The following is a 25,492-nucleotide window of genomic DNA, read 5'->3' as shown; positions in this document are numbered from 1 at the left end:
TCAGTCCTCCGTATCGTGAAACAAGCTGCGGAACAGGTGTTGGATGTCCGGGCTGTCAAAATGTCGGAAATTGGCGATCACCCGATCGCGTTCTGCCTTTTGCCGCTGGCTGAGTACCGCGATCAGCCCGCCCGCCGCCATGGCAAGCTGCGCATTGGCGCGACCCTGGGAGTTGCTTTGCTGGGTCACAAAGCTCTGCAATGCCTCTTGCTGAACCGAATAGTCGTTAAAAAGACCCAGATTGTCCTGTAGCCTTTTCAAGGGCTTGATAACCGTCCTGAAAGCGTTCTTGTCGAACAGAGGGGCGAAGAACTCCATAAGATACCGCAGCTTCTTGCAGTCAATCCGCAGTTCATGAACGGCTTCGTCCGGGGTGTCAGGGGTAATGCGCCGGGCCAGCTTGCAGACCTTTCGGTATCGCTTCCAGATCAGTGTGCAGGCGTAATCATAGGCACCGCGTTCCGCATTCGGCCCGGGATCCAGCGCCTTGGTATCCGCAAACAACACCGCAAGTTCAGTCGTGTGCCGATCATATGCCGCGCCCTTGAATCGACGAGACAACGCGGCCAAAGCCTGCGCGCGTTCTTTCGCGAACTGCGCGAACATGGCCTCGACACCGGAATGAAGATTTTCTGGTATTAGATTGAAGTATATATCTTTTTCCAGAAGGTAGGCATCCAAGTCCCGAACCCGCCCCGTCGGTTCCATCAACTCGGAAAATACACGTTTGAGCGTGGCAGTTTGCTCGGGCGCGAAGACGCCCTTGAACAGGCTAAGAACGGATCGGATGCGCCGCAGTGAAACGCGATAGTCGTGCAGAAACTCGGTATCGATATCCGCGATCACGCCCGCCTCGTTCTTTCGGGCAACGGTCAGGTATGTACGGATGATGTCAGCGGCAACTTCAATCGATGGCTCGTTGGTACCAAGTTCGACATCGGGTTTGGCCTTGTATGGGACATGCCCGGGGGCCAGTGCGTTGTACACCGGGTCAAACCCGCTTGGTACATCTGCCGTCTTGTTCAGCGCGGCGCATACGGCCTCAAACGCGCGGTCGTATCCACGCAGGGGCCGAACCGTCAGAATTGTCGCCTGCCCGCTTGCCGAGGACAGTTTCAGAACGCTGCCGCGAACCTGCGTTTTCTGCAGTTCATCCAGTACAGCAAACTCGCCGATTTCTGCCGTGCCGGACAGAATACTCATCAATGCGCGCAGCTTGGGAAATCCGGCCAGTGCCGTGCGAACAGCCCCGTCCGGCAGATCCTGCACGAACCTGCCTTTGCCGCTCGTCCTCTGAACCCGTGTGCCGCCATCGCCCTGCAACAACCGCATCGCGCCGCCGGTTTCGATCAATAGCTGCCCGCCCGCCCTGAGCGACTGGTCATGGCAATCCAACAAATCAAAGGGCCGCGCCGCCTTGGGAAAATCGAAAACCGGGGTCAGCCCTTTCAGGGACTTGGCAAACGCCGCCAGATCGAATGCGCCTGAAATCACGAAAAGGCTGCTGTTCTGCGCCATCATGAGCGCCCTTTTCCCGGCGCTTCAAGGTATTCGTTTACCAGCTTTTCGATGATTTTCTGCACACTGGTCCCCTCTTCAATCGCTCTGATCTTCAGCGCCTTCAGAGTTTTGCCGTCCAATCTGAGCGACGTGTTTTTCCTACTCTTACCGGACTTCGCCCCGGATTCCATACTTTTGGGCATCGGCGTCCCTGTGACAGCATGACGTCATGAAATCGCGATCAAGTTCATCAGACGAGGATGACAATCGGATTGCTTACGTTACCGCCCGAACTGTAACAACCGGGTGACAGCGCCAAAACACCCGGCTACAACCCGGACATGTCCGATCCGGTTTCTTCCATCCGCAATCTTGGCCCGGCCTACGAACAGGCCTGCGCGCGCGCAGGGATTCACTCGGCGCAGCAACTGCGCGAAATGGGTGCCGATGCGGCTTATACCCGTTTGCTGAAGGCCGGTACGCGCCCGCATTTCATCGGCTACTATGTGCTGGTCATGGGTTTGCAGGGCCGGCCCTGGAACGACTGCAAGGGTGAAGAGAAAAAGGCCCTGCGTCAAAGGTTTGACGCGATTAAATCCGGCGTTACGGCCGCACCTGAAACACAGATCGTATCGGATCTGGATGCAATCGGCGTGCGCGTTTCCGCAAAAGACCTGAAACCGGTCTGAACCAAAAAAACCGCACCCGAAACCGGATGCGGTTTGATCTTGTCGATTGGGCGACGGTTTATCCGACCAGTTCGATACCCGAGAAGAAGTATGCGATCTCAACCGCAGCGGTTTCCGGCGCGTCCGAACCGTGGACCGAGTTTTCACCAACCGATTCAGCGAACTCGGCGCGGATAGTGCCGGGCGCTGCGTCTGCGGGGTTGGTTGCGCCCATGACTTCGCGGTTCTTGGCAATGGCGCCTTCGCCTTCCAAAACCTGAACGACGACCGGAGCCGACGACATGAATTCGCACAGTTCGTCATAGAACGGACGCTCGGCATGTACTTCGTAGAACTTGCCGGCTTGTTCCTTGGTCATGTGGATGCGCTTTTGCGCAACGATGCGCAAGCCGGCTTCTTCGAACTTGGCGTTGATCTTGCCAGTCAGGTTGCGGCGGGTTGCATCGGGTTTGATGATCGAAAATGTGCGTTCCAGTGCCATGTCGGCCTCTCCTTACTATAGGGCGCAGAGCCTGCGCCGAAATCCATCGCGCGCCGCCTAACATGGTCTGTGGCTCATGAAAAGCGTAATGATGGCGCCGCGCAGAATTGCCGATCAGATTGTGTCAGGCAGCGGCTCTTGCCGGTCAACCCAACGGACGTAGAGAATGGCCAGCAAGCCTGCGAAACTGCTGGCGCACATCATTCCAAGTACAAGGAACGGGCCATTTTCCGGACTGACCAGAGCCCCCGTCATCGACGTCAGAACTGCGCCAAGCCCGACGACCATCGCACCGGACAATCCGGCGGCGCTGCCGGCCAGCTTTGGACGCACCGACATCAGCCCGGCCGAGGCATTGGCGTTTGTCAGGCCATTACCAAAGCCCACGGCCACGGCCGAGCCGAAAAAGACCCAGACGGAACCCTGATCCGCCATAAACAGCAGCAGGCCGATGAATGGACCGATCGAGGCAATCACACGACCGCTCAGGATCATCGTCGTCAGGCGTGTGCGAGCGGCTATGCGACCGGTGATGAAATTGCCCACCATGAACCCGCCCGTGATGATCCCGATCCCCAGGCCCAGCGTGGCCGGGCTCAGGTCAAACCAAGCTGCGGCAACCAGCGGCGCACCGGTGATAAAGCTGAAGAACCCGCCGATCGAGAATGCGGCACACAGGGCATAGCCCCAGAACCGTCGCGCCCGAAACAGGTGCGGGTATTCCTGAAGCTGGGCAGCGAAGGTCGACGACCGCTCGGTGTTTGTCTCGCCCATATCCACCCACAAGAGCATCAGCATCCCTGCCCCCAACGCAGCGTACAAGACAAACCCCGCGCGCCAGCCGAACAACATGTCCAACGCTCCGCCCAGCATCGGCCCCAGCATCGGGGCCAGCGCCATCGCCATCGCCACATAGCCCAGCTTGCTGGCCGCCTCGTTCGGCGGATACCGGTCCCGGATCGACGCGCTGGACAGCACAGGCCCCGCCACCACTGCTGCCTGCAACAGGCGGAAGCCAAGGAAGACCCAGATTGATCCGGCCAGAACGCACCCCAGCGACGCAACGGCGAAAATCGCCATACAGATCAGCAGGATGGGCCTGCGGCCATAGCGGTCCGACAGCGGCCCCATGATCAGTTGCAGGACCGCTGAAACAGCCAGGTATCCAGCCACCGAAAGGTTCACCAACGCATAGTCGACCTGAAAATCTGCCCCCATCCGCGCCAAAGACGGCAGAAACATATTCAGCGACAGCACAGACAACGCCGTCGCAAATATCAGGGTTACCAAAGAAGGAGGCGTTCGGGCCGCGCGCATAATGAAAACCGTCTGAATTCCAACCGGACCAGCGCTAGCACATCCCCGAACAATTGAACACGCCAAGCTGCTGGCGGCCCCTGTCACGCTCTGCTAAGAGCGGCGCATGCTACGGATCGAAGACATCACTTATGCCGTCGAAGGCCGCCCCCTTTTCGATGGGGCCAGTGCAACCATTCCCGACGGGCACAAGGTTGGGCTGGTGGGCCGCAACGGCACGGGCAAAACCACCTTGTTCCGCCTGATCCGGGGCGAGCTGGCGTTGGAATCTGGCAATATCGTGCTGCCGAAACGCGCGCGGATCGGGGGCGTGGCGCAAGAGGTGCCCTCGTCCGACGTGTCGCTGATCAATACGGTTCTGGCCGCCGATACCGAGCGCAGCGCGCTGATGGCCGAGGCCGACAGCGCCACAGATCCCGCTCGGATCGCCGAGATTCAGACCCGTCTCGCCGATATCGACGCCTGGTCGGCCGAGGCGCGCGCGGCTTCGATCCTCAAAGGTCTGGGCTTTGACGATGAGGATCAGGTGAAGCCCTGCTCGGACTTCTCGGGCGGCTGGCGAATGCGCGTTGCGCTGGCGGCGGTGCTGTTCTCGCAACCTGATCTGCTGCTGCTGGATGAGCCGACCAACTATCTGGATCTGGAAGGCGCGCTGTGGCTGGAAAGCTATCTGGCCAAATACCCGCACACGGTCATAATCATCAGTCACGACCGGGGCCTGCTGAACCGGGCCGTTGGGTCGATTCTGCATCTGGAAGACCGCAAGCTGACCTATTACGCGGTGCCTTACGACAAATTCGCAGAACGCCGCGCCGAGCGGCTGGCGCAGGCGGAATCCGAAAACGCCAGGGCCAAGGCCCGCATCGCACATCTGCAAAGCTTTGTGGACCGGTTCCGCTATAAGGCGTCCAAGGCTGTGCAGGCTCAGTCCCGCCTGAAGATGATTGAACGCATCCAGCTTGTCTCAACCCCGCAAGAGGCCGCCCTGCGCGCCTTCTCTTTCCCGAAGCCCGAGGAACTGTCGCCGCCGATCATCCAGATCGAAGGTGGTGTGACCGGCTATGGTGAAACCGAGGTGCTGCGCCGTTTGAACCTGCGTATCGATCAGGACGACCGCATCGCGCTGCTGGGTAAGAACGGTCAGGGCAAATCGACCCTGTCCAAACTTCTGTCCGACCGCCTGCCGCTGATGGCGGGCAAGATGACCCGCAGTTCCAAACTGCGCATCGGATATTTCGCGCAGCATCAGGTGGATGAGCTGCATGTGGACGAGACGCCGCTGGATCATCTGCGCCGCCTGCGCCCGGACGAGGCTCCGGGCAAGTGGCGGTCGCGTCTGGCAGGGTTCGGAATGAATGCGGATCAGGCGGAAACGCTGGTTGGTCGTTTGTCCGGAGGTCAGAAAGCGCGCCTGTCGCTGCTGATCGCCACCATAGACGCGCCGCATATGCTGATTCTTGATGAGCCGACCAACCATCTGGATATCGAAAGCCGCGAGGCGCTGGTCGAAGCGCTGACAGCCTATTCCGGCGCGGTCGTTCTGGTCAGCCACGACATGCACCTGCTGTCGCTGGTGGCGGATCGGCTGTGGCTGGTTTCGGACGGCACCGTGAAACCCTTTGAGGGTGATCTGGAGGCCTATCGTGCCCTTCTGCTGGCTCGCGACAAGCCGATCAGGGAAAAGCCTGCGGCCAAGCCCAGACGCCCCTCGCGCGATACTATGCTGGCCCTGCGCGCAGACCTGCGCAAATGCGAGGACCGGATCGAAAAACTGTCGGACATGCACGAAAAGCTCTCGGCCAAGCTGGCGGACCCGGCGCTTTACGAGGACGACAGGATCAACGATCTGGAAACCTGGAACCGAAAGTTTGCCGAGGTGGTCGAGGCCATGCAGAAGGCCGAGGCGCTTTGGGTCGCTGCAGCTGAACGGCTGGAACAGGCGGAAACGGCATGAGCGCACCCGTCAAGGACACCAACGCGATGATTGCCGGCATGTGCCCTGTTGTTCAGCCCGGTGAATTCGCTTTTGCGGTCTGGCCGGAAAACGAGCCATGGCCCCAAGGAACGCGCGCCAGTTGTATTGAGGCCGAGGGTTTGTCCCTGATCGTTCCAATTGAAAACGCGCCGCAAGAGGCGGTCGCCATGCGCTGCATAACGCTGCAAGTTCACTCTTCACTGGAAGGCGTGGGGCTGACCGCTGCGGTCTCGGGCGCATTGGCACGGGCCGGTATACCAGCCAACATGGTCGCGGGTTATTATCACGATCATGTATATGTTCCTTCGGAACTGGCTGAAGATGCCGTGAAAATTCAGCAACACCTGCAACAAAGTAGCAAAGAGTGATGGACAGCGCATTCCTGATCACCGCGTTCACGACGCTTTTCGTGGTCCTCGACCCACCGGCCCAGACGCCGATCTTTGTGGCCCTGACCCAGGGGATGGACTGGAACACCCGGCGATCCATCGCGATCCGGGCCTGCCTGACAGCAGGCGGGATACTTGCGATGTTCGCGGCCTTCGGCGAGGCGGTTCTGGGCTTCATCGGCATCTCGATGGAGGCATTCCGGGTCGCGGGCGGCGTCCTGTTGTTCCTGACTGCGCTCGACATGCTGTTTGAACGCCGCACCAAACGGCGCGAAAGCAGCGCCGAAGAAGAGGAACATGCAGACCCGTCTGTGTTTCCGCTTGGCATCCCGCTGATTGCAGGTCCGGGGGCGATTGCCACGATGATCCTGCTGGCCGGTCAGCAACCCGGCATTCAGGGTCTGGCGGTTGTCATCGGCGTCATGCTGGTTGTTCTGGCCATGGTGTTCGTGATGTATCTGACCTCGGGCGCGGTGGCGCGTGTGCTGGGCAAGACCGGGCTGAACGTGCTGACGCGTCTGTTGGGGATGCTGTTGGCCGCGCTGTCGGTTCAGTTCATTCTGGACGGCCTCAAGGCCTTTGGTTTTGCGGCATAAATACCCATATAGCATAGAGATGTTCTGGTAAGGGTAATGACATGGACGGCGACAGCATTGCACGACTGACCTATCTGGGGCTGCTTGGCGCCGCAGTGGTGGCGTGGTTTGTGTCGCAGAACCGCGAAACGCTGAACAAAACGCTGCAACAGGCCCTGGCCTGGGTGTTTATCTTCGTTGGGGTCATCGCCGTCGTCGGCCTGTGGGAGGACATTCGCACCACGGTCAGCCCTGCGCCGCAAATGACCGTCACCGGTGAGACCATCGAAGTGCCGCGGTCATATGACGGGCACTACTACCTGCCTGTCGTGGTGAACGGCGAGCCGATCTCTTTCATGGTCGATACCGGAGCCAGTCAGATTGTCCTGAGTTCGCCTGACGCCGAGCGGCTGGGGATTGATCCGAACCAACTGAACTTCTTCGGCCGCGCAGCGACGGCCAATGGTGAGGTTCGAACCGCGCCGGTACGGTTGGATACGCTGACCCTGGGGCCGATCACCGACCGGAACGTCTCGGCCTGGATCAATGAGGGCGAGCTGCACCAGTCGCTTTTGGGCATGGATTACCTGCATCGGTTCTCGAACATCCAGTTCTCGAACGGGCGCATGATCCTGTCGCGGTAACGGGCAATGGTCACATTCACCAATTGAGAACAAAGTGAGAACATGCTAATCTGACAGCATGTCTACACATCTTCTTGGCCGCAAACCCGCACGCACGGCGCCGGGGTTGGCTCTACACCCGCAGATCACCCTGCAACTGGCCCGCGTGCACGAGGCCTGCGGCCCCGCCCGGCGCAGCTTTGCCATGTGGCTGGCCGGTCAGGCGCAGGGGCCGGTATTATGGATTTCGCCCGCGTGGGAACCCGATCAGCTGAACCCCGACGGCATGATGCCCTTTGCCGATCCGGCCCGGTTCCTGTTCGTGCGCCCCACCCGCGCCGAAGATCTGCTGTGGTGCATGGAAGAGGCGCTGCGCAGCGGGGCAATCCCGCTGGTGATCGGTGATCTGCCCGGCGCGCCGGGGCTGACGCCGGTGCGGCGCATGCATCTGGCCGCCGAACAGGGCGGCGCGATGGGACGGGCCCCGCTGGGTCTGTTGCTGACGCCCGGCGACGGTGGCGCGCAGGGGGTCGAGACCCGCTGGCACATGGCCGCGAACCATCAGGGCGAGGCCCGCCGCTGGACCCTGACCCGCCGCCGCGCGCGCGCCCTGCCCCCGGTTAGCTGGCAGGCCACCCAGACCGCGCCGCGCGCCGGGCTGAACCTGCAAAAGGCTGAAACCGAAGATGCTTTGGTGTGACACCTCACGAGGATCACAAAACTTGTGACTGGCAAAAAAACCGGCCCCGCCCTAGCGTTTCGGCATGAGCCACCCGATCCATGACAGCCGCTATTCCTGGTTCCGCCTGCTGATCACGCTCGGCATCGCAATGGTGGCGAATGTGGGCATGTGGGCGGTGATCGTCGTGATGCCCGCGGTCGAGGCCCAGTTCAACGCGGGGCGCGCCGAGGCTTCGTTGCCTTACGTTCTGTCGATGATCGGCTTTGCGCTGGGGAACATGTGGCTGGGGCAGATGGTGGACCGGCTGGGTGTGACCCGGGCGCTGATCGGGGCGGCCGTGCTGAGCGCCATAAGCTATCTGCTGGCGACACTTGCCCCGAACATCATCCTGTTGTCGGTCGCGCATCTGTTGCTGGGGCTGGGTACGTCGATCGGGTTCGGCCCGCTGATCGCCGACATTTCACACTGGTTCATGCGACGACGCGGCATCGCTGTCGCACTGGTGGCCAGCGGGAACTATCTGTCCGGCGCGATATGGCCCACCCTGCTGTCGGGCATTCTGGCCCGCGACGGGTGGCAGCAGGTCTATCTGACGCTGGCGGTCATTACCCTGGCGGTTGTTATCCCCCTGTCCCTGCTGCTGCGTCGTCAGGTCCCGGCCGAGGCGCACAGCACCGCCGCCGCCAATGCCCGGATCAACGCCAGCAGCGTCGGAATACCGCCCCGCGCCCTGCAATACATATTGGGTCTGGCCGGGATCGGCTGCTGCGTGGCGATGTCCATGCCGCAGGTTCATATCGTCTCGTACTGCGTCGGGCTGGGCTATGGCCCCGCGGTCGGGGCCGAGATGCTGTCGCTGATGTTGCTGGGCGGTGTGGTCAGCCGCGTGATTTCGGGATTGGTCGCCGACAAGCTTGGCGGGATCATGACCCTGCTGATCGGGTCGGTCCTGCAATGCATCGCCCTGTTCCTGTTTCTGCCGTATGACGGGATGGTTTCGCTATATGTCATCAGCCTGCTGTTCGGACTGGCACAGGGCGGGATCGTACCCAGCTATGCCCTTGTCGTGCGCGAATACATGCCCCCGCAAGAGGCCGGCGCTCGGGTCGGTTTCGTGATGATGATGACCATCATGGGCATGGCGCTGGGCGGCTGGATGTCCGGCTGGATCTACGATGTCACCGGGAACTACCAACTGGCCTTCATCAACGGCATTCTCTGGAACGGGCTGAATATCGCGATTCTGCTGATGCTGCTGCACCGGTCGCGCCCCCGCCGGCAGGAGGCCGTAATATGAGGTGCCTGACCCGGCGCGCCCTTCTGGCCGGGCTGGCGACCCTGCCCCTGACACGCGCGGCCCGCGCCGGGCGAAGGCCGTACAGGCTGGTGCCCAGCGGAACCTCGGTCGACTTCACCTTCGATCTGTCCGGAATTGCCCAGTCCGGGACCATGCCGATCCAGTCTGCCGATATTCAGATCGACCTGGCCGACCTGGCCAACAGTCGCGTCAATGTCATCCTGAACGTCGCCAGGGCGCGGACGCGACTGCCATTTGCCCGTAAACCGATGCTCAGCGCCGAAGTACTGGATGCCGCGCGGTTTCCCACGATTCACTTCGTTTCGACGCAAATTCAATTGGGCGAAGGCGGGCGCATCTCGCGCGGGGCGAAAGTTACCGGCGACCTGACGCTGCGCGGCGTGACCCGTCCGATTACACTTCAGGCGGAACTCTACCGTCGCCCCGGCAGTGCCGCCGACAGTCTGGACGACCTTTCCATCCGCCTGACCGGTGCCCTGAACCGTCACGACTTTGGCGCCTCGGGTTATGCTGATCTGGTGCAGGACACGGTCGGGCTGGACATCAGGGCGGAAATCAAACGGGTCGAATAGGCAAAAAACGACGCGCCAGAGTCGATTAGTCGCGCGCATCACCAATCTTTTCCCCCTAGCAAAGACCATTATGCGCACGATTATTTCCTTTGCCGCCCTGTTTCTTTCCGTCATTCTTCTGCAGCTTTCGACGGGCGGCGTCGGACCATTGGACGCCATCTCGGGCCTGACCCTGAACTTTTCGACTGAACAGATCGGTCTGCTGGGCTCGGCCCATTTCATCGGGTTCTTTATCGGGTGCTGGTGGGCACCGCGCCTTATGGGCAGCGTCGGGCATTCGCGCGCTTTTGCCGTCTGCACCGCTTTGGGTGCGATGGGGTTGCTGGGTCACACGCTGACGGAAAACCCGCAGATATGGGCCGCCCTGCGCATCGCGTCCGGCACCTGTGTCGCTGGGTGCTACACGGTGATCGAGGCCTGGCTGAACGCCAAGGTCACGAACGAGACCCGCGGGCGCGCCATGGGCACATACCGCATCGCGGATCTGGGCGCGTCGCTGTGTGCGCAGTTGATCATCGCCGTCCTGCCACCGGCCTCTTATGTGTCTTACAACCTGCTGGCGATCCTGTGTTGCGCGTCGCTGCTGCCGCTGGCGCTCACGCGAGCCAGTCAGCCCAAAACACCGGACGCGCCGCGCCTGCGCCCTCGGCTGGCATGGCAAAGCTCACCACTGGCCGTTGCCGGGGTCATCGTCGCAGCGCTCAGTTCAGCGTCGTTTCGCATGGTCGGCCCGGTCTATGGGCAAGAGGTCGGGCTGGGCGTGGATCAGATCGCGTTCTTTCTGGCCTCATTCGTTCTGGGCGGGGCGCTGGCGCAATACCCGCTGGGCTGGCTTGCCGACAAATACGACCGGCGCTGGGTGCTGATCTGGCTATCCGCCGCCGCTGTGCTGAGCTGCGGTGTAACGATGCTGGCCAGTGGCGCGGGCACGATGGGCGTCATGCTGGCCGCCGGGTTCTTTGGCCTGACGACGTTCCCGATCTTTTCGCTGTCATCGGCGCACGCCAATGACTTTGCGACGACGGAACAACGGGTCGAACTGTCTGCGGCGCTGATGTTCTGGTACGCGCTGGGGGCCATTGCGTCGCCCTACATCTCATCCACGCTGATCCAGCAATTCGGCCCCGGTGCGCTGTTCGCATTTGTGGCGGTTGGTCATTTGGGGCTGATCGTGTTTGGGCTGGCGCGGATGCGGTCACGGCCAACGCCGGACGAGCGCACCAATTACGTCTACGCCCCGCGCACATCCTTCACCATTGGCCGATTGCTGAAAAGATCGCGGGAGGAATGACAGGGAAAGGGCCGGGAAATCCCGGCCCTTTTTTCTCTTACTGCTGCGTCGGAGCGGCTTCGTCGTCCGCCGCCTCGATCGCGTTCGCGGGCTCGGGTGTGGGTTCCAGAGCGCCGTTCACGACACCACCGACCCCGTTTTCCATCGACAGGCCCAACTCTTCGCCCAGCTTCTTGAGCGCGGGCATCTGAACGGCCATGCCCATGATCGAATCCAGCGCCTGGTTGACCACCGGCTTGTCGCCATTTGACGCGGTGCCACCGCTTGCAGCACCAATGCCGCCAACCTGATGAATCTTGATCGAGTCAATCTTTTCGGCCGGTTTGACCATTTCCGAGATGATCGACGGCATGGTTTCGATCCGTGCCAGATCCACCTTCATGCGGATTTGCGCCGCGGACAGAGCGTTATCGGCGTCGACAATCGCGCGCTTACCTTCCGCTTCGGCCAGCATGTCATTCTTCTTGGCCTCGGCCCGGATGTTCAGTGCGTCCGCTTCGGCGTGCGCTTCTTCACGACGGGCTTCGGCCCGGTCGGCAGCGGCCTCTTTCTCGGCCTGCGCAGCCAGTCGGATCGCGGTGGCCTGACGTTCGGCCTCACGGGTGGCTTCGATCAGGGCGATCTGCTTCTGACGCTCGGCCTCGGCCACTTCGCGGGCGGTTGCCACGGCTTCGGTTGCTTTGGTCGCCTCGGCCCGGGCCAAATCAGCAGATGCACGCGCGCGGCTTTCCTCTTCGGATTTCTGCGCGATGATGATCTGGCGTTCCTGCTCGGCCACTTCCAGCTCACGCTCTTTCGAGATTTCGGCCTCGCGGATCTTGCGCTCGCGCTCGATATCCGCGGCACGGATGGCTTCTTCGCGGGCAATCCGTGCGCGTTCGGTTTCACGCACCGAGTCCTCAGTCCGTGCGGCGATCTCGGCCTCTTGCGCCACGCGCAGGGTTTCGACCTTTTGCGTCTGTTCGATGCGCGCCTGCGCCTCGTCCTGCTCGATCAACAGCTTCTGGCGTTCGGCCTCCATCGCGGCGCGGCGCACCTCAACTTCGGCTTCGGCATCAATCTGAGCGCGCTCTTTCTTCGACACAGCGATGACCTCAGCCAGCTTGCGCATACCCACGGCGTTGAAGGCGTTGTTTTCGTCCAGAGCCTCAAACGGTGTCTGGTCCAGCGCGGTCAGCGAAACGGATTCCAGCGACAGACCGTTTTTCAACAGGTCCTCGGACACCGCATTCTGAACCTCCTGCACAAAGTCGGCGCGGTTTTCATGCAGACCGTCCATGGTCATCTGGGCCGCAACGGCGCGCAGGCCGTCGATCAGTTTGCCTTCGATCATCTCGCGCAGTTGCTCGACGTCGAAGGTGCGGTCACCCAGCGTCTGTGCGGCGCGGGCGATGCCCTCTTCGGTCGCCATGACCGAGACGTAGAACTCGACGCCAACGTCCACACGCATGCGGTCCTTGGTGATCAGGGCAGCCTCACCGCTGCGCTGCACCTCAAGGCGCAGGGTCTTCATGTTGACGGGACTGACCTCATGCAGAAGCGGCACGATGATGACGCCACCATCCATGATGACCTTTTTGCCACCCGCGCCGGTTTTCACCAGGCTGACCTCTCGGGTCGCGCGGCGGTAGAGCCGACCCAGCACAAGACCGATGAAAAGAAATACCGCCAGAATGGTCACAACTGTGACGGCCAGGAATGTAAGTTCCATGCAAAATCCTCCGTATTGGGGTTGAAATTTGGTTAGTCTGACAAGCCGACCAGAACGAACCGGTCGCGCCGTCGGTCGCGCAGCACCAGCACTTCGGTGCCTTGCGTCAGGGCGTCCTGGGCCTGCAAGGGTTCAGCCCGCAGGTAGTGCGCATTGCCATAACGATCGGTCACACGAACCTCGGCCGGGCGACCGTGCGATGCCGTGCCTTGCGTGATCACTCCACGGCGGCGGGCCAGCATTCGTTCAGACATCGCTTCGGATTCGGTTTTGGGCAGCAGGCGGGCAAAGGCACCGCCGAAGCCGCGCGCGAACCACAGGCCGAACAGACCGGCCGGGATCGCGGCCATCCACGACGGCAGGCTGAATCCCAGCAAATCGCGCAGAGCCAGTTGCAGACCCATACCGCTGAGGCCAAAGCCCGCCAGCAGGACCAGCAGCCAGATCATGAAGGGCATTCTGCCGATACCCAGCCAGCCGAACGGACCGGCCGAGGCAGCCTCGGGCGCTTCCGTCTCGACCTCGGCCAGTTCGAAATCGCCCAGATCAACATCGGCGTCGATATCCAGATCGAAATCGGCAACGTCCAGATCGGGGGCGTCGACCATGTCCAGATCGACCTCGCCATCGCCGGTTATCAGACTTCCGCCCAACGCCAGCGCAATCAGTTCGAGCGCCAGAAGGCTGAACAGTAAAGCGAGCGCCATTGTAAAGGGCGCAAACGCACCCTCGAGCAGAAAGTTGAGCATCAGCAAGTAGTCCCCGTTTTAGTATACTTTGGTATACATTCTAGATGGGCAGTCATTACAAAAAATCAAGAGGTTGTGATTCCAATGTTCAACCTATGGGTATTGCAGCCCTTAAAACCTCTGCAATCCGGGAATCGCCGATTCACCGATTTTCCGGACGGTGCGTGCTTAAAATCACATCTGCACGAAAGCCGGGCTTTTGCTGGCGGGTTACATAATGTAGACGGGCGCGCAGTTAGATACGCGGATACGGAACATGGCTCGGATTCTTATCACCTCGGCGATCCCATACATTAACGGGATCAAGCACCTCGGCAACCTGATCGGCTCGCAATTGCCTGCCGATCTGTACGCGCGCTATCAGCGTGGCCGGGGGAACGAGGTCATGTTCCTGTGCGCCACGGATGAGCACGGCACACCCGCAGAACTGGCGGCGGCCAAGGCGGGCAAGCCGGTGGCCGAATATTGCGCCGAGATGTATGGCATTCAGGCCGACATCGCCAAGCGCTTTGGCCTCAGCTTCGATCACTTCGGTCGTTCCTCCAGCGAACAGAACAAGAAACTGACGCAGCATTTCGCAGGCAAGCTGGACGATGCCGGGCTGATCCGCGAAGTCAGCGAGAAACAGGTCTATTCCAACGCCGATGGCCGCTTTCTGCCCGACCGCTATATCGAGGGCACCTGCCCGAACTGCGGATATGAGAGTGCGCGGGGTGACCAGTGCGAGAACTGCACCAAACAGCTGGACCCGACCGACCTGATCGAGCCGCGCTCGGCTATTTCCGGCTCGACCGATCTGGAAGTACGCGAAACCAAGCACCTGTATCTGCGTCAATCCGCGATGAAGGACCAGCTGGACGCATGGATCGACAGCAAATCCGACTGGCCGATCCTGACCACCTCGATTGCCAAGAAATGGCTGCATGACGGTGATGGGTTGCAAGACCGCGGCATTACCCGCGATCTGGACTGGGGTGTGCCGGTCAGGAAAGGCGATCAGGACTGGCCGGGGATGGAAGGCAAGGTCTTCTATGTCTGGTTCGATGCGCCCATCGAATACATTGCCTGCGCTGGCGAATGGGCCGAGGCCAACGGAAAGACGGACGCCGAATGGGAACGCTGGTGGCGCACCGACAAGGGCGCGGACGACGTGCGTTATGTCCAGTTCATGGGCAAGGACAACGTGCCCTTCCACACCCTCAGCTTCCCGGCCACCATTCTGGGTTCGGGTGAGCCTTGGAAGATGGTCGACCACCTGAAATCCTTCAACTATCTGAACTATGACGGCGGCCAGTTCTCGACCTCGCAGGGTCGTGGCGTCTTCATGGATCAGGCGCTTGAGATCCTGCCCGCCGACTATTGGCGCTGGTGGCTGCTGAGCCATGCGCCCGAAAGCAGCGACAGCGAATTCACGTGGGAGAATTTCCAGCAGTCGGTGAACAAGGACCTCGCCGACGTTCTGGGCAACTTCGTGAGCCGTATCACCAAGTTCTGCCGCTCGAAATTCGGCGAGGCGGTGCCCGAAGGCGGTGCGAATGGCCCGCGCGAGCAAGCTTTGATCGAAGAGCTGACCAATCGCGTCCGCGCCTATGAGGAGCATATGGAAGCGATGGAGGTCCGAAAATCCGCGCGGGAATTGCGGGCGATCTGGGTCGCTGGCAACGAATACCTGCAAGCCGCAGCCCCCTGGTCGACCTTCAAGGAAGACCCGGAGCAAGCCGCCGCGCAGGTGCGTCTGGGCCTGAACCTGATCCGCCTTTACGCCGTGCTGAGCGCGCCGTTCATCCCCGAAACCTCGGCCCGGATGCTGAGCGCGATGAACACGCTGGACACCACCTGGCCCGACGATGTCGCTGCCGCGCTGAACGCCCTGCCCGCCGGGCACGCGTTTACCGTGCCCGACGTGTTGTTCGCCAAAATCACCGATGAACAACGCGAAGACTGGCAAAACCGGTTCGCCGGCACGCGCGGCTGATCGGACAAAAAGTAACGACCAATATGGGGGCTCCGGCCCCCTTTTTTGTGCCCTCGCGGCTGCACATCTCAAAGGCCCACAGCCGACCCTCGACGTTGGAAGGCGGCAGTAAACCCGCGCGGAGTCATAATAATTTCTGCAATTGCATTCACGTCCCGGGCGTCAACAAGGTTGAGAAATACACTCAAACCCGCCATCCTGACCCAAAGTTCCTGTGACTCGGTCCAAAGCTGACGGTTCGGGTTGTGCGCATATTTACTTCAAAGAGGCCATTGCCATGTCCCTTGTATCGACGTTTTCCGGATACCGTCAAAAAGGCATCGTTGCCAGATTTCTGTGGCCATCCGCTGCTGTGATCTGCATCGGACTGGCACAGAGCGCATCAGCGCAGGATCAGGGCGAAGCTGCCCCGCCCAAAGTGTCGATCGCGGCTGCCTATTCACAGGAAATCACCGAAGAAGCGGTGTTCATCGGTCGTGCGGAAGCGCTGGAAAAGGCGGACATCGTCGCACGCGTCAGCGGCTTTCTGGACAGTCAGAACGTCGAAGACGGCGCGCTGGTGAATGAGGGCGATCTGCTGTTCACCATCGAACCCGATCTGTATGAGGCGACGCTTGAAGCCCGGAACGCCGATCTGGACCGGGCCGAGGCCAGCCTGGAACTGGCCCGGGTGGAACTTGCGCGGAAAGAAGAACTGTACAAACGCGACGCCACACCGGAATCCGAACGCGACATAGCCCGCGCCAACGAACTGGTGGCCGAGGCCGAGGTCAAAGCCGCCAAGGCCGCCATTCAGCAGGCCGAACTGGACTTAAGTTACACGCAGATCCAGGCCCCGTTTACCGGCCGCATCGGTCGCGTCGCCATCAGTGTCGGCGACGTTGTCGGCCCGACCAATCCACCGCTGGTCAATATCGTCAGCGAAGCGCCGATCTACGTCAATTTTTCACTGAACGAAAAGCAGTTCACCACGGTTTTGGAGACCTTTGGAGAAAACGCCGCCTCGCTGGCCGGCAGCGATCAGAGCCCGGTCGTCCGGGTCACCCTGCCCAACGGAACGGAACTGGAGGAAACCGGTAAGATCGTTTTCGTCGACAACCGGATTGATCCGCTGACCGGGGCAATCTCGTTACGGGCCGAGTTTGACAATGCCGACCGGCTGATCATCGACGGCGCCTTCCTGAACGTGAATATCGAAGCGCTGGAACCCACTCTGGAGGTGCTGATCCCACAGGCCGCGCTACAGCGGGACCAACGGGGTGAGTTCGTGCTGGTCGTCAACGACAAGCAGATGGTCGAACAACGCTATATCACCACGGGCGACACGGTGGAATCGGCGATCATCGTCAAGGATGGTCTGCGCGAAGGCGAAAGCGTGATCGTGGAGGGCCTGCAGAGGGTCCGGCCCGGCGTCTCTGTCGACGCGGTTGTCGCGTCTGAGCAGCCGGGAGAATAACCGATGTTCTCAGCTCTATTCATAAGCCGGCCCAAGCTGGCGCTTGTCATCTCGCTTGTCCTGACCATCATGGGCGGGATTGGCTATCTGGTGCTTCCGGTGGCGCAGTTCCCGGACATCACGCCGCCGGTGGTCAGTGTCACAACCACATATACCGGCGCGAATGCCGAAACGGTTGAAAACACCGTCGCCGCGCCGATCGAGGCGCAGGTCAATGGCGTGGACGACATGATCTATATGACGTCCACCTCATCGGATAACGGCAACTACTCGCTGAATATCACTTTCGAGGTGGGTACCGATCCCGATATCGCATCGGTGAACGTTCAGAACCGGGTGGCCCAGGCCATGGCGTCGTTGCCGACCGAGGTCACATCCTCTGGCGTGGTCACGCAGAAGGCGTCGACCAACATGCTTTTGCTGGTGACGCTGACCTCGCCCAACGGCACCTATGACAGTGTATTTCTTTCCAACTACGCCTCGATCAATCTGAAGGACGCGCTGGCGCGGGTGCAGGGCGTCGGCAAGGCGGACGTGCTGACCAATCTGGAATATGCGATGCGGATCTGGATGGACCCCGACAAGATGGCAGCATTGTCCATCGCGCCGGGCGACGTGATCGACGCCATTCGCGAACAGAATGTCGAAGTGTCCGCAGGATCAATCGGCGCGCCCCCGGTTCCGGAAGGGCAGACGTTCCAATACACGATCAAGGCCAAGGGCCGGCTGACCTCGGCCGCCGAATTTGGTGACATTGTCATCCGGACCGGCGATGCCGGTTCGATTGTCCGGATCCGGGACATTGCCCGCGTCGAACTTGGCGCCGAATATTATGCAGCGTCCGGGTATTTCGAAAGCGTACCCGCCACGGTCATCGGGATCTATCAGGCGCCCGGAGCCAACGCGCTTGCCGTGTCCGACCGGGTTGAAGCCGAGTTGCAGAGGCTGTCGCGTTCGTTCCCGGATGATGTCGAATATCAGGTACCGTTCAACACCACGGATTTTGTGGAACAATCACTAAATGACGTGGTTTCGACGCTTATCCTGACCTTCATTCTGGTGATTTCGGTTGTGTTCCTGTTTCTCGGAAGCTGGCGTGCGACCATCATTCCGGCGGTTGCCATCCCCGTTTCGCTGATCGGCACCTTCGCCTTCCTGCTTGCCTTTGGCATGTCGCTGAACACTATCTCTCTGTTCGCGCTGGTGCTGGCAATCGGCATCGTCGTGGATGACGCCATCGTCGTGGTGGAGAACGTCGAACGGATCATCGCGGATGAAGGCCTGCCCCCTGCCGATGCAACCCGCAAGGCCATGGGTCAGATCACCGGCCCCGTCATTGCGACCACGCTGGTGCTTTTGGCGGTGTTTGTTCCCGTCACCTTCATGCCCGGCATTTCAGGGCGGCTCTATTCGCAGTTTGCCGTCACAATCTCGACCGCGGTGGTGATCTCTTCGATCAACGCGCTGACTTTGTCCCCGGCCCTGTGCGGCTTGGTGTTGCGGGAACGGACAGGCCCGCCCAAGGGTCTGCTGGCCCTGTTCGAGAATTTTATCGGAACCGTCCGGCTGGGCTATGTCGCGATTGTGCGTAAGCTTCTGATCCTGCCAGTCATCGCCCTGGGTGTGATTGTTGCGCTGGCCATGGGGACAGGCACGATCATGTCCAACACGTCCAGCGGCTTCATCCCGCTGGAGGATAACGGTTATCTCTTCGTGGATATCCAATTGCCTGATGCTGCGACCCTGGAACGCACTGAGGCCGTATCCAGCCGCGTCGACGAGCAGATTCAGCAGATCCCCGGTGTGGCCAGCACGGTTCTCATCAACGGCTACTCGCTGCTCAACGGCACCATCACCAACGGGTCGGCGATCTTCGTGAACCTCGACAATTGGGACGAGCGGCAAGAGGATGACCTGAGCGCGAACGCCATTCTGGCCAAGATTCTGGCCATTGCCAACGGCGAGTCCGCCGCCTCGATCGTGGCTTTCAACCCGCCGCCCATTCAGGGCCTGGGCATGTCGGCCGGTGTCGAGATGGAGGTTCAGCAGACCGGCGGAGGCTCACCACAGGATCTGGCCTCGGCCGTGGGGTCTTTTGTTTATGCCGCCAACCAACGCCCGGAAATCGGACAGGCCTACACGACGTTCCGCGCGAACGTGCCGCAACTGTTCGTCAATCTGGATCGGGAAAAGGCCAAAACGCTGCAAGTGTCCGTGGCCGAAATTTTCCAGACCATGCAGGCGCAACTGGGGTCCTATTACGTCAACGACTTCAACCTGTTCGGCCGCGTCTATCGCGTCATGATACAGGCGGACGGGTCTTATCGGGACAATGTCGAAGACATCGGGAACCTCTATGTCCGGTCCACCAAAGGGGAAATGGTGCCGCTTGCGACTTTGATCGACGTCGAAAACGTGCTGGGTCCGGTACTGCTGAAACGGCACAACCTGTTCCGTTCGGCGACCGTGACCGCCGTCCCGGCGCCCGGTCTGTCCAGCGGCGACGCGATCAATGTCATGACCGAGGAATCGGCGACCGCCCTGCCCCCGGGCTATGCGTTCGAATGGACCGGTACCGCCCAGCAGCAACTGGCCTCGGGCAGTCTGGTGATTGTGATCCTCGGGCTGGCGATCCTGTTCGGATACCTGTTCCTGGTTGGCCAGTATGAAAGCTGGTCGATGCCAGTCTCGATCCTTCTGTCGGTGATTGTCGCCCTCTTCGGGGCGGTGGCCGCCGTGGCGATCGTGGGCAGCGACATCAACCTCTATACGCAGATCGGGATGATCATGCTTGTGGGTTTGGCGTCGAAGAACGGGATTCTGATTGTCGAGTTTGCGATGGAACAACGGGCCAAGGGTCTGTCGATCAGGGACGCAGCCGCCGAAGCAGCCTTTCAGCGTTTTCGCGCGGTGATGATGACCGCGCTGTCCTTCCTGCTGGGCGTTGTCCCGCTGCTTGCGGCCAGCGGTGCCGGAGCGGCCAGCCAGAAGGCCATCGGTGTGGCTGTTTTCGGCGGTATGCTGGCTGCGACGCTGATCGGTGTGATCCTTGTGCCGGTGCTCTATGCGATGATGCAGGGGCTGAGGGAGTGGATCAAAGGCACGAAAAACGATCCCGGGCCTTCGGAAAAGGCAGCCTGAGACAAATGAAAGCCCCGCCGAAATGGCGGGGCTTTTCGCTTGTATTGTTGAACAAGGGCCTGAGTCTAGCTGCGACGCTGGTCCATCCACTCCTGAAGGCGGGTTATCTGGTCACCGCTCAGTTTCAGGCCCAGCTTGTTCCGGCGCCAGACCACATCTTCAGCCCGGCGCGCGTATTCCTTGTCCATAAGCCATTCCACCTCGCGCGCAGTCAGGTTTGCCCCAAAACTGTCGCCCAGATCGTCCGCGGTTTGCGCCTCGCCCAGAATTCCGCGCGCTTCGGTGCCATAAGCGCGCACCAGCCGTTCGGCCCAGGCCCGGTCCAGAAAGGCATAGTCGGCCTCTAGCCCGGCCACAAGATCCTGCACCCCGTCAACGGGAAAGTCACCGCCGGGCAGCGCAACACCCGCGGTCCAGGGGCCGGGCAGATCCGGGAAGTGTTCGCCAATTTTCTCCAGCGCACTTTCCGCCAGCCGCCGGTAGGTTGTTATTTTGCCGCCGAAAACGTTCAGCACCGGCGCCCCGCCCTGCGCATCCACCTTGAGCGTATAGTCCCGCGTTGCGGCGGTCGCGCTGCTGGCACCGTCATCGTACAAGGGACGAACCCCGGAATAGGTCCACACTATGTCGTCGCGTGTAACAGGGGATTTGAAGTATTTGGATGCGAATGCGCACAAATAGTCCTGCTCGGCCTCGGTACAGACCGGAGGTTCGGCAGGGTCCGGATGGTCCTGATCGGTTGTGCCGATCAGCGTGTAATCCCGCTCATACGGTATGGCAAAGATGATGCGGCCGTCCTCGCCCTGAAAGAAGTAGCATTTGTCGTGGTCAAACAGTTTGCGGGTCACGATATGGCTGCCGCGCACCAACCGCACACCTTCGCGCGAGTTCACATGGATTTTGGTCTGGATGATATCCCCTACCCAGGGACCGCCCGCGTTGACCAGCATTCTGGACTGAAACACGCGGGTTTCGTCCGAATCCCGATCCCGAACCGTGATTTCCCACAGATCGCCCTCTCGTCGGGCCGAAAGGACCTCGGTGCGCACAAGAATATTCGCGCCGCGGGCTTCCGCGTCGCGGGCATTCAAGACGACCAGCCGAGAATCTTCGACCCAGCAATCGGAATACTCGTAGGCGGTCACGAACTTGTCCTGCAACGGCGCGCCCTCCGGGGATGCAGACAGATTCACCGACGACGTACCCGGCAGGATCTTGCGCCCCCCCAGATTGTCATACAGGAACAATCCCAAACGGATCAGCCAGGCAGGTCGCCGCCCCTTCATCCAGGGCATGACCGTACTCAGAAGGCGTGAAGTCGGGGTTTCCGAGTCGAACCGCATATCCGCGTGGTACGGAAGCACAAACCGCATCGGCCAGCTGATATGCGGCATCGCCCGCAACAGCGTTTCCCGCTCGATCAGGGCTTCGCGGACCAGGCGGAACTCGAAATATTCAAGATAGCGCAGACCGCCGTGGAACAGCTTGGTCGAAGACGATGATGTCGCCGACGCCAAATCGTTCATTTCCGCCAGGGTGACGGACAATCCCCGCCCCGCCGAGTCGCGGGCGATACCGCATCCGTTGATCCCACCACCGATGATGAAAAGGTCGGTTACCTGATCGTTTTGCTGTTCCATTTCCGGATGATTCCCCACTGTGGAAAACGCGCGCTCATTAACGCGGTGAAGGCTCGGTTCGTCAATGTTGATTTTCGTTTATTTTCGCTTTTAGGATACTTGCAACGGCCAAAAACTGAAAAATGCACCAGAAAGTTATCTTTTCCGAAGCCCACACTCATTACAGAACCCTTGCATTTTGAACCAAAGGGAACAAAAACGAATACAGCGGATCAGCCGGAGCGGAGCATGTCACTTTCCTTTCGACAGTCGGACATTCTGAACATAGCCAAACAGGACGGCCGGGTGATGGTCGAGGATCTGGCCGCGAAATTCGGCGTGACGGTGCAGACCATTCGCCGGGATCTGTCCGATCTTGCCGATATGGGTAAGCTGGACCGGGTGCATGGTGGCGCGGTGCTGCGGTCCGGCGTGTCCAATATCGGGTACGAGGATCGTCGCGCACTGAACTCCGAGGCCAAGGCACGCATCGCCCAAAGATGCGCGCAGGATATCCCTGACGGAGCTTCCGTCTTTATGAATATCGGCACATCGACCGAGGCCGTCGCCCGCCAGATGTTGTCGCACAAGGACCTGATGGTGGTGACCAACAACATGAACGTGGCCAACATCCTGGTCGAAAACCCTGATTGCCAGATCGTTGTCGCCGGTGGCGTTCTGCGCCGCTCGGACGGGGGGTTGATCGGAAATCTGACCATATCCACCATCGAGCAGTTCAAGTTCGATCACGCGATCATCGGGTGCTCGGCCCTGGATTTCGAAGGCGATCTGATGGACTTCGACTTTCAGGAAGTGCGCGTCAGCCAGACCATCATCGCTCAGGCCCGCCGGACCTGCCTTGTGGCCGATCAGTCAAAGTTTCAGCGAACCGCCCCTGCGCGTATTGCCTCTCTCTCCGAGGTCGACGTGTTCTACACCGATGAAGCCCCGCCCAAGGGTCTGGCCCGCAAGTGCGCCGCGTGGAAGACGCAGATTACCGTGTGCGGCTGAGCCCGGACGACTCGCATTATACGAGAACAGCGCATACCGGTTCTTGCCAGAGGCACATTCACCTGACACTATCCGTTAACATGGCAATCGTCGCACGGGAGGGGAGGACCGGGCCATGATAGCGCTTTTGTTTGCGTTACTTACAGCCACGATGGGGCTGAACTATTACCAAAGAACCACCGCGGCCAACGTGCTGTTCTTTTTCACGCTGGCGTTGAGTGTGTATTGGCTGAAGTTTCACGCCACCAGCCAATTGACCATTCAGTTGTAGGGGGCCGCAATGACACCTGAACTGTCACGAACCCTGAATGCGCTTGGTATGCTGGCCGTCAGCCTTGTCTTGTCGCTGGCCTATATCTATCAATTGAAACTCTACGAACTGCCCTGCCCCCTGTGCCTGCTGCAAAGGGTTGGCTTTGTGGCAGTTGGTGTTGGTCTGGGTCTGAACCTGCTATACGGCGCGCGCCCACGGCACTATGCCATCATGCTGATCGCCGCGCTTTATGGCGGCAGCGTGTCCGTCCGCCAGATCCTATTGCACATCGTTCCGGGCACCGGCCATTACGGCTCACCCGTATTGGGGCTGCACTACTACACCTGGGCGGCCATCTGCTTTTTTCTGATCCTACTTGGAACGGCGATCATGCTGCTCTTCGATCGCCAATATGCAAACGGCACCGACACGCAGCCGCGCTTTGGTGGCAGTATGTTGGCCAAGGTTGCCTTTTTCATCATGCTGGGTCTGGCGGCGCTGAACGCAGGCACGACACTGCTGGAATGCGGCCCGGGAATTTGTGCCGACCCGCCGACCAGCTACAAATTGATTGACGAAGTGGGTAGCAACGGCTGAGGATAGGTCAACCTTCCCAAAAGGAGGCACGAGCATGGGCTTATTGGGGCAGCCGCTGGGCTACTATGACTATCTGACATTCGTGGCGTTGATCCTGTTGCTGATCGCGGTGATGGCACTGTTTCTGTTCATCATGGGATTGCCGGGGCGCATCGCGATCAAACGCAACCACCCACATGCCGAGGCCGTCAAAATCATGGGCTGGATGGGGTTTCTGGCCATCGTCCCGTGGGTACACGCCTTTATCTGGGCATTCCACGACGGGACAACCGTCGATATCCGCCGCATGCCCGACGATGAACGCGACGCGGTACGCAAGGAAATCAAACGGTTGGGCGGCAAACTCAACGAAGAATACCGCGACCCGCTGGACCCCGACGAGACGCAGAAGAGCTAAGGCCAAAGGAAGTCACAGAATATGTTTGTCGCCCTCGGCATTACGCTGTTCTACATCATTTTCGTTTGGTTCATTTTCTTCAAGGCGAAGTGGCTGAAATTCAATATCACCTGGGGCATCGTGTCCTTTTGGGTGGGCGCACACCTGCTGTTGATCTTTCTGGTCGCCCTGCGCTTTTTTCAACCCTTTTCGCTCGACAGCCACGTTGTCCGCTCGACCATCCAGATCGTGCCTCGCCTGACCGAACCGACCATCCTGACAGAAGTGCTGGTCGAACCGAATACCGAGGTCAGGAAAGGCGACCCGCTTTACCGTTTCGACGACACAGTCTTCGCGCTTGAGGTCGAAGAGGCGACCGCGCAACTGGTCGCAGCCCAGCAGAACGCCAAAATCCTTGAGCAGGATGTGATTGTCGCGGCTGAGGCCGTCGAACGCGCGAATGCGCAGCTGGCCTATGCGCAGACACAGCAGGCGCGGTATGAAAATCTGGTCCCTGCCGGCGGGGCGCGTCAGGACGAACTGGATCGCTGGAACGAACAGGTCACCGAAGATCAGGCACAGATCAAAGAGGCCGAGGCCAATCTGGAAAAGGCCGAGCTGGCGCTGAACTCTCAGATCGACGGGGTGAACACCGGTATCCTTCAGGCACAGGCGCAGTTGGAAAAGGCGCAGTATTTCCTGAACAATACTACGATCTACGCCCCCGAAGACGGTATGATCGTCTCGCAACAGGCGCGACCGGGCCTGGTGGTCGGCGATATCCGACTGGGTGCAATCGCCAGCTTTGTGACCAAGGAAAACCCCTATATCCTGGCCACTTATCGCCAGCAGAACCTGAAATTTGTCGAGCCGGGTCAGGAGGTTGAGGTTGCCCTTGACCTGTATCCCGGCGAAATTCTCACCGGCAAGGTCGAAGCGATCTGGTGGGCCACACGACAGGGTCAGTACCTGCCCTCGGGCCGCCTGCCCGGGTTTGAACTGCCGAAACTGCCCGGACGTATCGCGGTGCAAATCTCGGTCGATATACCTGATGGCCATACTTTTCCCGCAGGGGGTCACGCGGCAGTGGCGATCTATACGGGTCAGGGCAAAAGCTTTGAGTTCCTGCGGCGCATCAATATCCGCCTTTACTCTTTCGCCAACTTCATCCGACCACTGGATATCTGAGGAC

At 60.3% G+C, this 25,492-nt stretch carries 24 protein-coding genes; 17 read left to right on the top strand and 7 right to left on the bottom strand.

Annotated elements, in window-relative coordinates; genetic code table 11:
* Complete coding sequence (locus tag ACR0D8_RS04715) at positions 1-1,518, bottom strand: CHAD domain-containing protein (RefSeq protein ID WP_480644912.1); 1,518 nt, start codon at positions 1,516-1,518, stop codon at positions 1-3.
* Positions 1,518-1,703, bottom strand: coding sequence for a ribbon-helix-helix protein, CopG family (locus tag ACR0D8_RS04710; protein ID WP_475160116.1), 186 nt, complete (start codon positions 1,701-1,703; stop codon positions 1,518-1,520). The genes ACR0D8_RS04715 and ACR0D8_RS04710 overlap by 1 nt, the downstream gene beginning before the upstream one ends.
* A gap of 138 nt (positions 1,704-1,841) precedes the next feature.
* Between ACR0D8_RS04710 and ACR0D8_RS04705 the strand changes: the two genes are divergently transcribed.
* Positions 1,842-2,189, top strand: coding sequence for a TfoX/Sxy family protein (locus ACR0D8_RS04705; protein WP_480644911.1), 348 nt, complete (start codon positions 1,842-1,844; stop codon positions 2,187-2,189).
* 58 nt (positions 2,190-2,247) lie between these two features.
* On the opposite strand, the gene ndk is transcribed toward ACR0D8_RS04705, so the two are convergent.
* Together ndk and ACR0D8_RS04695 are read right to left on the bottom strand one after the other, a co-directional pair.
* Positions 2,248-2,670 (bottom strand): nucleoside-diphosphate kinase, encoded by a 423-nt coding sequence (gene ndk / locus ACR0D8_RS04700; RefSeq protein ID WP_068334875.1) that lies wholly within the window; start codon positions 2,668-2,670, stop codon positions 2,248-2,250.
* Between the two features lie 114 nt (positions 2,671-2,784).
* Complete coding sequence (locus ACR0D8_RS04695) at positions 2,785-3,987, bottom strand: multidrug effflux MFS transporter (protein WP_480644910.1); 1,203 nt, start codon at positions 3,985-3,987, stop codon at positions 2,785-2,787.
* A 106-nt stretch (positions 3,988-4,093) separates the two neighbouring features.
* Here ACR0D8_RS04695 and ACR0D8_RS04690 point away from each other — a divergent pair, with 106 nt between their 5' ends.
* From ACR0D8_RS04690 to ACR0D8_RS04655, 8 genes are all read left to right on the top strand, one after another.
* On the top strand, positions 4,094-5,941 hold the full coding sequence (locus tag ACR0D8_RS04690; RefSeq protein WP_480644908.1) for an ABC-F family ATP-binding cassette domain-containing protein: 1,848 nt from the start codon (positions 4,094-4,096) through the stop codon (positions 5,939-5,941).
* A complete protein-coding gene (locus ACR0D8_RS04685; RefSeq protein ID WP_480644907.1) occupies positions 5,938-6,330 on the top strand; it encodes an ACT domain-containing protein in 393 nt (130 codons plus the stop codon). The genes ACR0D8_RS04690 and ACR0D8_RS04685 overlap by 4 nt, the downstream gene beginning before the upstream one ends.
* Positions 6,327-6,947: a MarC family protein gene (locus ACR0D8_RS04680; RefSeq protein WP_475160102.1), complete on the top strand. Its 621-nt coding sequence runs from the start codon at positions 6,327-6,329 to the stop codon at positions 6,945-6,947. Before ACR0D8_RS04685 ends, ACR0D8_RS04680 begins: the two co-directional genes overlap by 4 nt.
* A 41-nt stretch (positions 6,948-6,988) precedes the next feature.
* Positions 6,989-7,570, top strand: a complete 582-nt coding sequence (locus tag ACR0D8_RS04675) for a retropepsin-like aspartic protease family protein (RefSeq protein WP_475160098.1) — start codon at positions 6,989-6,991, stop codon at positions 7,568-7,570.
* Positions 7,571-7,628: 58 nt separating this feature from the next.
* Entirely contained in the window at positions 7,629-8,249 is a 621-nt protein-coding gene (locus ACR0D8_RS04670; RefSeq protein ID WP_480644905.1) for an ImuA family protein, read from the top strand.
* A gap of 64 nt (positions 8,250-8,313) precedes the next feature.
* On the top strand, positions 8,314-9,528 hold the full coding sequence (locus ACR0D8_RS04665) for an MFS transporter (RefSeq protein WP_480644903.1): 1,215 nt from the start codon (positions 8,314-8,316) through the stop codon (positions 9,526-9,528).
* Positions 9,525-10,121 (top strand): YceI family protein, encoded by a 597-nt coding sequence (locus tag ACR0D8_RS04660; protein WP_480644902.1) that lies wholly within the window; start codon positions 9,525-9,527, stop codon positions 10,119-10,121. Before ACR0D8_RS04665 ends, ACR0D8_RS04660 begins: the two co-directional genes overlap by 4 nt.
* 70 nt (positions 10,122-10,191) lie before the next feature.
* Positions 10,192-11,412, top strand: coding sequence for an MFS transporter (locus tag ACR0D8_RS04655; RefSeq protein ID WP_480644900.1), 1,221 nt, complete (start codon positions 10,192-10,194; stop codon positions 11,410-11,412).
* Positions 11,413-11,449: 37 nt separating this feature from the next.
* On the opposite strand, the gene ACR0D8_RS04650 is transcribed toward ACR0D8_RS04655, so the two are convergent.
* Positions 11,450-13,123 carry a flotillin family protein gene (locus tag ACR0D8_RS04650; RefSeq protein WP_480644898.1) on the bottom strand — a complete coding sequence of 558 codons (1,674 nt, stop codon included), beginning with the start codon at positions 13,121-13,123 and terminating at the stop codon, positions 11,450-11,452.
* Positions 13,124-13,155: 32 nt separating this feature from the next.
* On the bottom strand, positions 13,156-13,872 hold the full coding sequence (locus tag ACR0D8_RS04645) for an OB-fold-containig protein (protein ID WP_480644897.1): 717 nt from the start codon (positions 13,870-13,872) through the stop codon (positions 13,156-13,158).
* 256 nt (positions 13,873-14,128) lie between these two features.
* Between ACR0D8_RS04645 and metG the strand changes: the two genes are divergently transcribed.
* From metG to ACR0D8_RS04630, 3 genes are all read left to right on the top strand, one after another.
* A complete protein-coding gene (metG, locus tag ACR0D8_RS04640; protein ID WP_480644896.1) occupies positions 14,129-15,847 on the top strand; it encodes a methionine--tRNA ligase in 1,719 nt (572 codons plus the stop codon).
* Between the two features lie 277 nt (positions 15,848-16,124).
* Positions 16,125-17,303: an efflux RND transporter periplasmic adaptor subunit gene (locus ACR0D8_RS04635; RefSeq protein ID WP_480644894.1), complete on the top strand. Its 1,179-nt coding sequence runs from the start codon at positions 16,125-16,127 to the stop codon at positions 17,301-17,303.
* 3 nt (positions 17,304-17,306) lie between these two features.
* Complete coding sequence (locus tag ACR0D8_RS04630) at positions 17,307-20,444, top strand: efflux RND transporter permease subunit (protein WP_480644893.1); 3,138 nt, start codon at positions 17,307-17,309, stop codon at positions 20,442-20,444.
* Positions 20,445-20,509: 65 nt separating this feature from the next.
* Here the strand turns inward: ACR0D8_RS04630 and glpD are convergent, their stop codons facing one another.
* The gene (gene glpD / locus ACR0D8_RS04625) at positions 20,510-22,084 is read right to left on the bottom strand and encodes a glycerol-3-phosphate dehydrogenase (protein ID WP_480644892.1); all 1,575 of its coding nucleotides are present in this window, start codon (positions 22,082-22,084) and stop codon (positions 20,510-20,512) included.
* Between the two features lie 228 nt (positions 22,085-22,312).
* Between glpD and ACR0D8_RS04620 the strand changes: the two genes are divergently transcribed.
* From ACR0D8_RS04620 to ACR0D8_RS04600, 5 genes are all read left to right on the top strand, one after another.
* Entirely contained in the window at positions 22,313-23,074 is a 762-nt protein-coding gene (locus tag ACR0D8_RS04620) for a DeoR/GlpR family DNA-binding transcription regulator (RefSeq protein ID WP_480644891.1), read from the top strand.
* A 115-nt stretch (positions 23,075-23,189) separates the two neighbouring features.
* On the top strand, positions 23,190-23,345 hold the full coding sequence (locus ACR0D8_RS04615; RefSeq protein ID WP_475160048.1) for a DUF5993 family protein: 156 nt from the start codon (positions 23,190-23,192) through the stop codon (positions 23,343-23,345).
* A gap of 9 nt (positions 23,346-23,354) precedes the next feature.
* Positions 23,355-23,924 (top strand): disulfide bond formation protein B, encoded by a 570-nt coding sequence (locus ACR0D8_RS04610; RefSeq protein ID WP_480644889.1) that lies wholly within the window; start codon positions 23,355-23,357, stop codon positions 23,922-23,924.
* 34 nt (positions 23,925-23,958) lie between these two features.
* Positions 23,959-24,321, top strand: a complete 363-nt coding sequence (locus tag ACR0D8_RS04605; protein ID WP_480644887.1) for a DUF3302 domain-containing protein — start codon at positions 23,959-23,961, stop codon at positions 24,319-24,321.
* 21 nt (positions 24,322-24,342) lie between these two features.
* Positions 24,343-25,488, top strand: coding sequence for an HlyD family secretion protein (locus tag ACR0D8_RS04600; protein WP_475160027.1), 1,146 nt, complete (start codon positions 24,343-24,345; stop codon positions 25,486-25,488).
* Positions 25,489-25,492 lie beyond the last annotated feature (4 nt).

The organism is Ruegeria sp. BG10 (genome assembly GCF_056538575.1).
This window is presented reverse-complemented; position numbering and strand designations above follow the sequence as displayed.

Coding starts and splice junctions, on each gene's coding strand:
- ACR0D8_RS04715 (WP_480644912.1), bottom strand. CDS start 1,518: ATGGCGCAGAACAGCAGCCTTTTCGTGATTTCAGGCGCATTCGATCTG.
- ACR0D8_RS04710 (WP_475160116.1), bottom strand. CDS start 1,703: ATGCCCAAAAGTATGGAATCCGGGGCGAAGTCCGGTAAGAGTAGGAAA.
- ACR0D8_RS04705 (WP_480644911.1), top strand. CDS start 1,842: ATGTCCGATCCGGTTTCTTCCATCCGCAATCTTGGCCCGGCCTACGAA.
- ndk (WP_068334875.1), bottom strand. CDS start 2,670: ATGGCACTGGAACGCACATTTTCGATCATCAAACCCGATGCAACCCGC.
- ACR0D8_RS04695 (WP_480644910.1), bottom strand. CDS start 3,987: ATGCGCGCGGCCCGAACGCCTCCTTCTTTGGTAACCCTGATATTTGCG.
- ACR0D8_RS04690 (WP_480644908.1), top strand. CDS start 4,094: ATGCTACGGATCGAAGACATCACTTATGCCGTCGAAGGCCGCCCCCTT.
- ACR0D8_RS04685 (WP_480644907.1), top strand. CDS start 5,938: ATGAGCGCACCCGTCAAGGACACCAACGCGATGATTGCCGGCATGTGC.
- ACR0D8_RS04675 (WP_475160098.1), top strand. CDS start 6,989: ATGGACGGCGACAGCATTGCACGACTGACCTATCTGGGGCTGCTTGGC.
- ACR0D8_RS04670 (WP_480644905.1), top strand. CDS start 7,629: ATGTCTACACATCTTCTTGGCCGCAAACCCGCACGCACGGCGCCGGGG.
- ACR0D8_RS04665 (WP_480644903.1), top strand. CDS start 8,314: ATGAGCCACCCGATCCATGACAGCCGCTATTCCTGGTTCCGCCTGCTG.
- ACR0D8_RS04660 (WP_480644902.1), top strand. CDS start 9,525: ATGAGGTGCCTGACCCGGCGCGCCCTTCTGGCCGGGCTGGCGACCCTG.
- ACR0D8_RS04655 (WP_480644900.1), top strand. CDS start 10,192: ATGCGCACGATTATTTCCTTTGCCGCCCTGTTTCTTTCCGTCATTCTT.
- ACR0D8_RS04650 (WP_480644898.1), bottom strand. CDS start 13,123: ATGGAACTTACATTCCTGGCCGTCACAGTTGTGACCATTCTGGCGGTA.
- ACR0D8_RS04645 (WP_480644897.1), bottom strand. CDS start 13,872: ATGCTCAACTTTCTGCTCGAGGGTGCGTTTGCGCCCTTTACAATGGCG.
- metG (WP_480644896.1), top strand. CDS start 14,129: ATGGCTCGGATTCTTATCACCTCGGCGATCCCATACATTAACGGGATC.
- ACR0D8_RS04635 (WP_480644894.1), top strand. CDS start 16,125: ATGTCCCTTGTATCGACGTTTTCCGGATACCGTCAAAAAGGCATCGTT.
- ACR0D8_RS04630 (WP_480644893.1), top strand. CDS start 17,307: ATGTTCTCAGCTCTATTCATAAGCCGGCCCAAGCTGGCGCTTGTCATC.
- glpD (WP_480644892.1), bottom strand. CDS start 22,084: ATGGAACAGCAAAACGATCAGGTAACCGACCTTTTCATCATCGGTGGT.
- ACR0D8_RS04620 (WP_480644891.1), top strand. CDS start 22,313: ATGTCACTTTCCTTTCGACAGTCGGACATTCTGAACATAGCCAAACAG.
- ACR0D8_RS04615 (WP_475160048.1), top strand. CDS start 23,190: ATGATAGCGCTTTTGTTTGCGTTACTTACAGCCACGATGGGGCTGAAC.
- ACR0D8_RS04610 (WP_480644889.1), top strand. CDS start 23,355: ATGACACCTGAACTGTCACGAACCCTGAATGCGCTTGGTATGCTGGCC.
- ACR0D8_RS04605 (WP_480644887.1), top strand. CDS start 23,959: ATGGGCTTATTGGGGCAGCCGCTGGGCTACTATGACTATCTGACATTC.
- ACR0D8_RS04600 (WP_475160027.1), top strand. CDS start 24,343: ATGTTTGTCGCCCTCGGCATTACGCTGTTCTACATCATTTTCGTTTGG.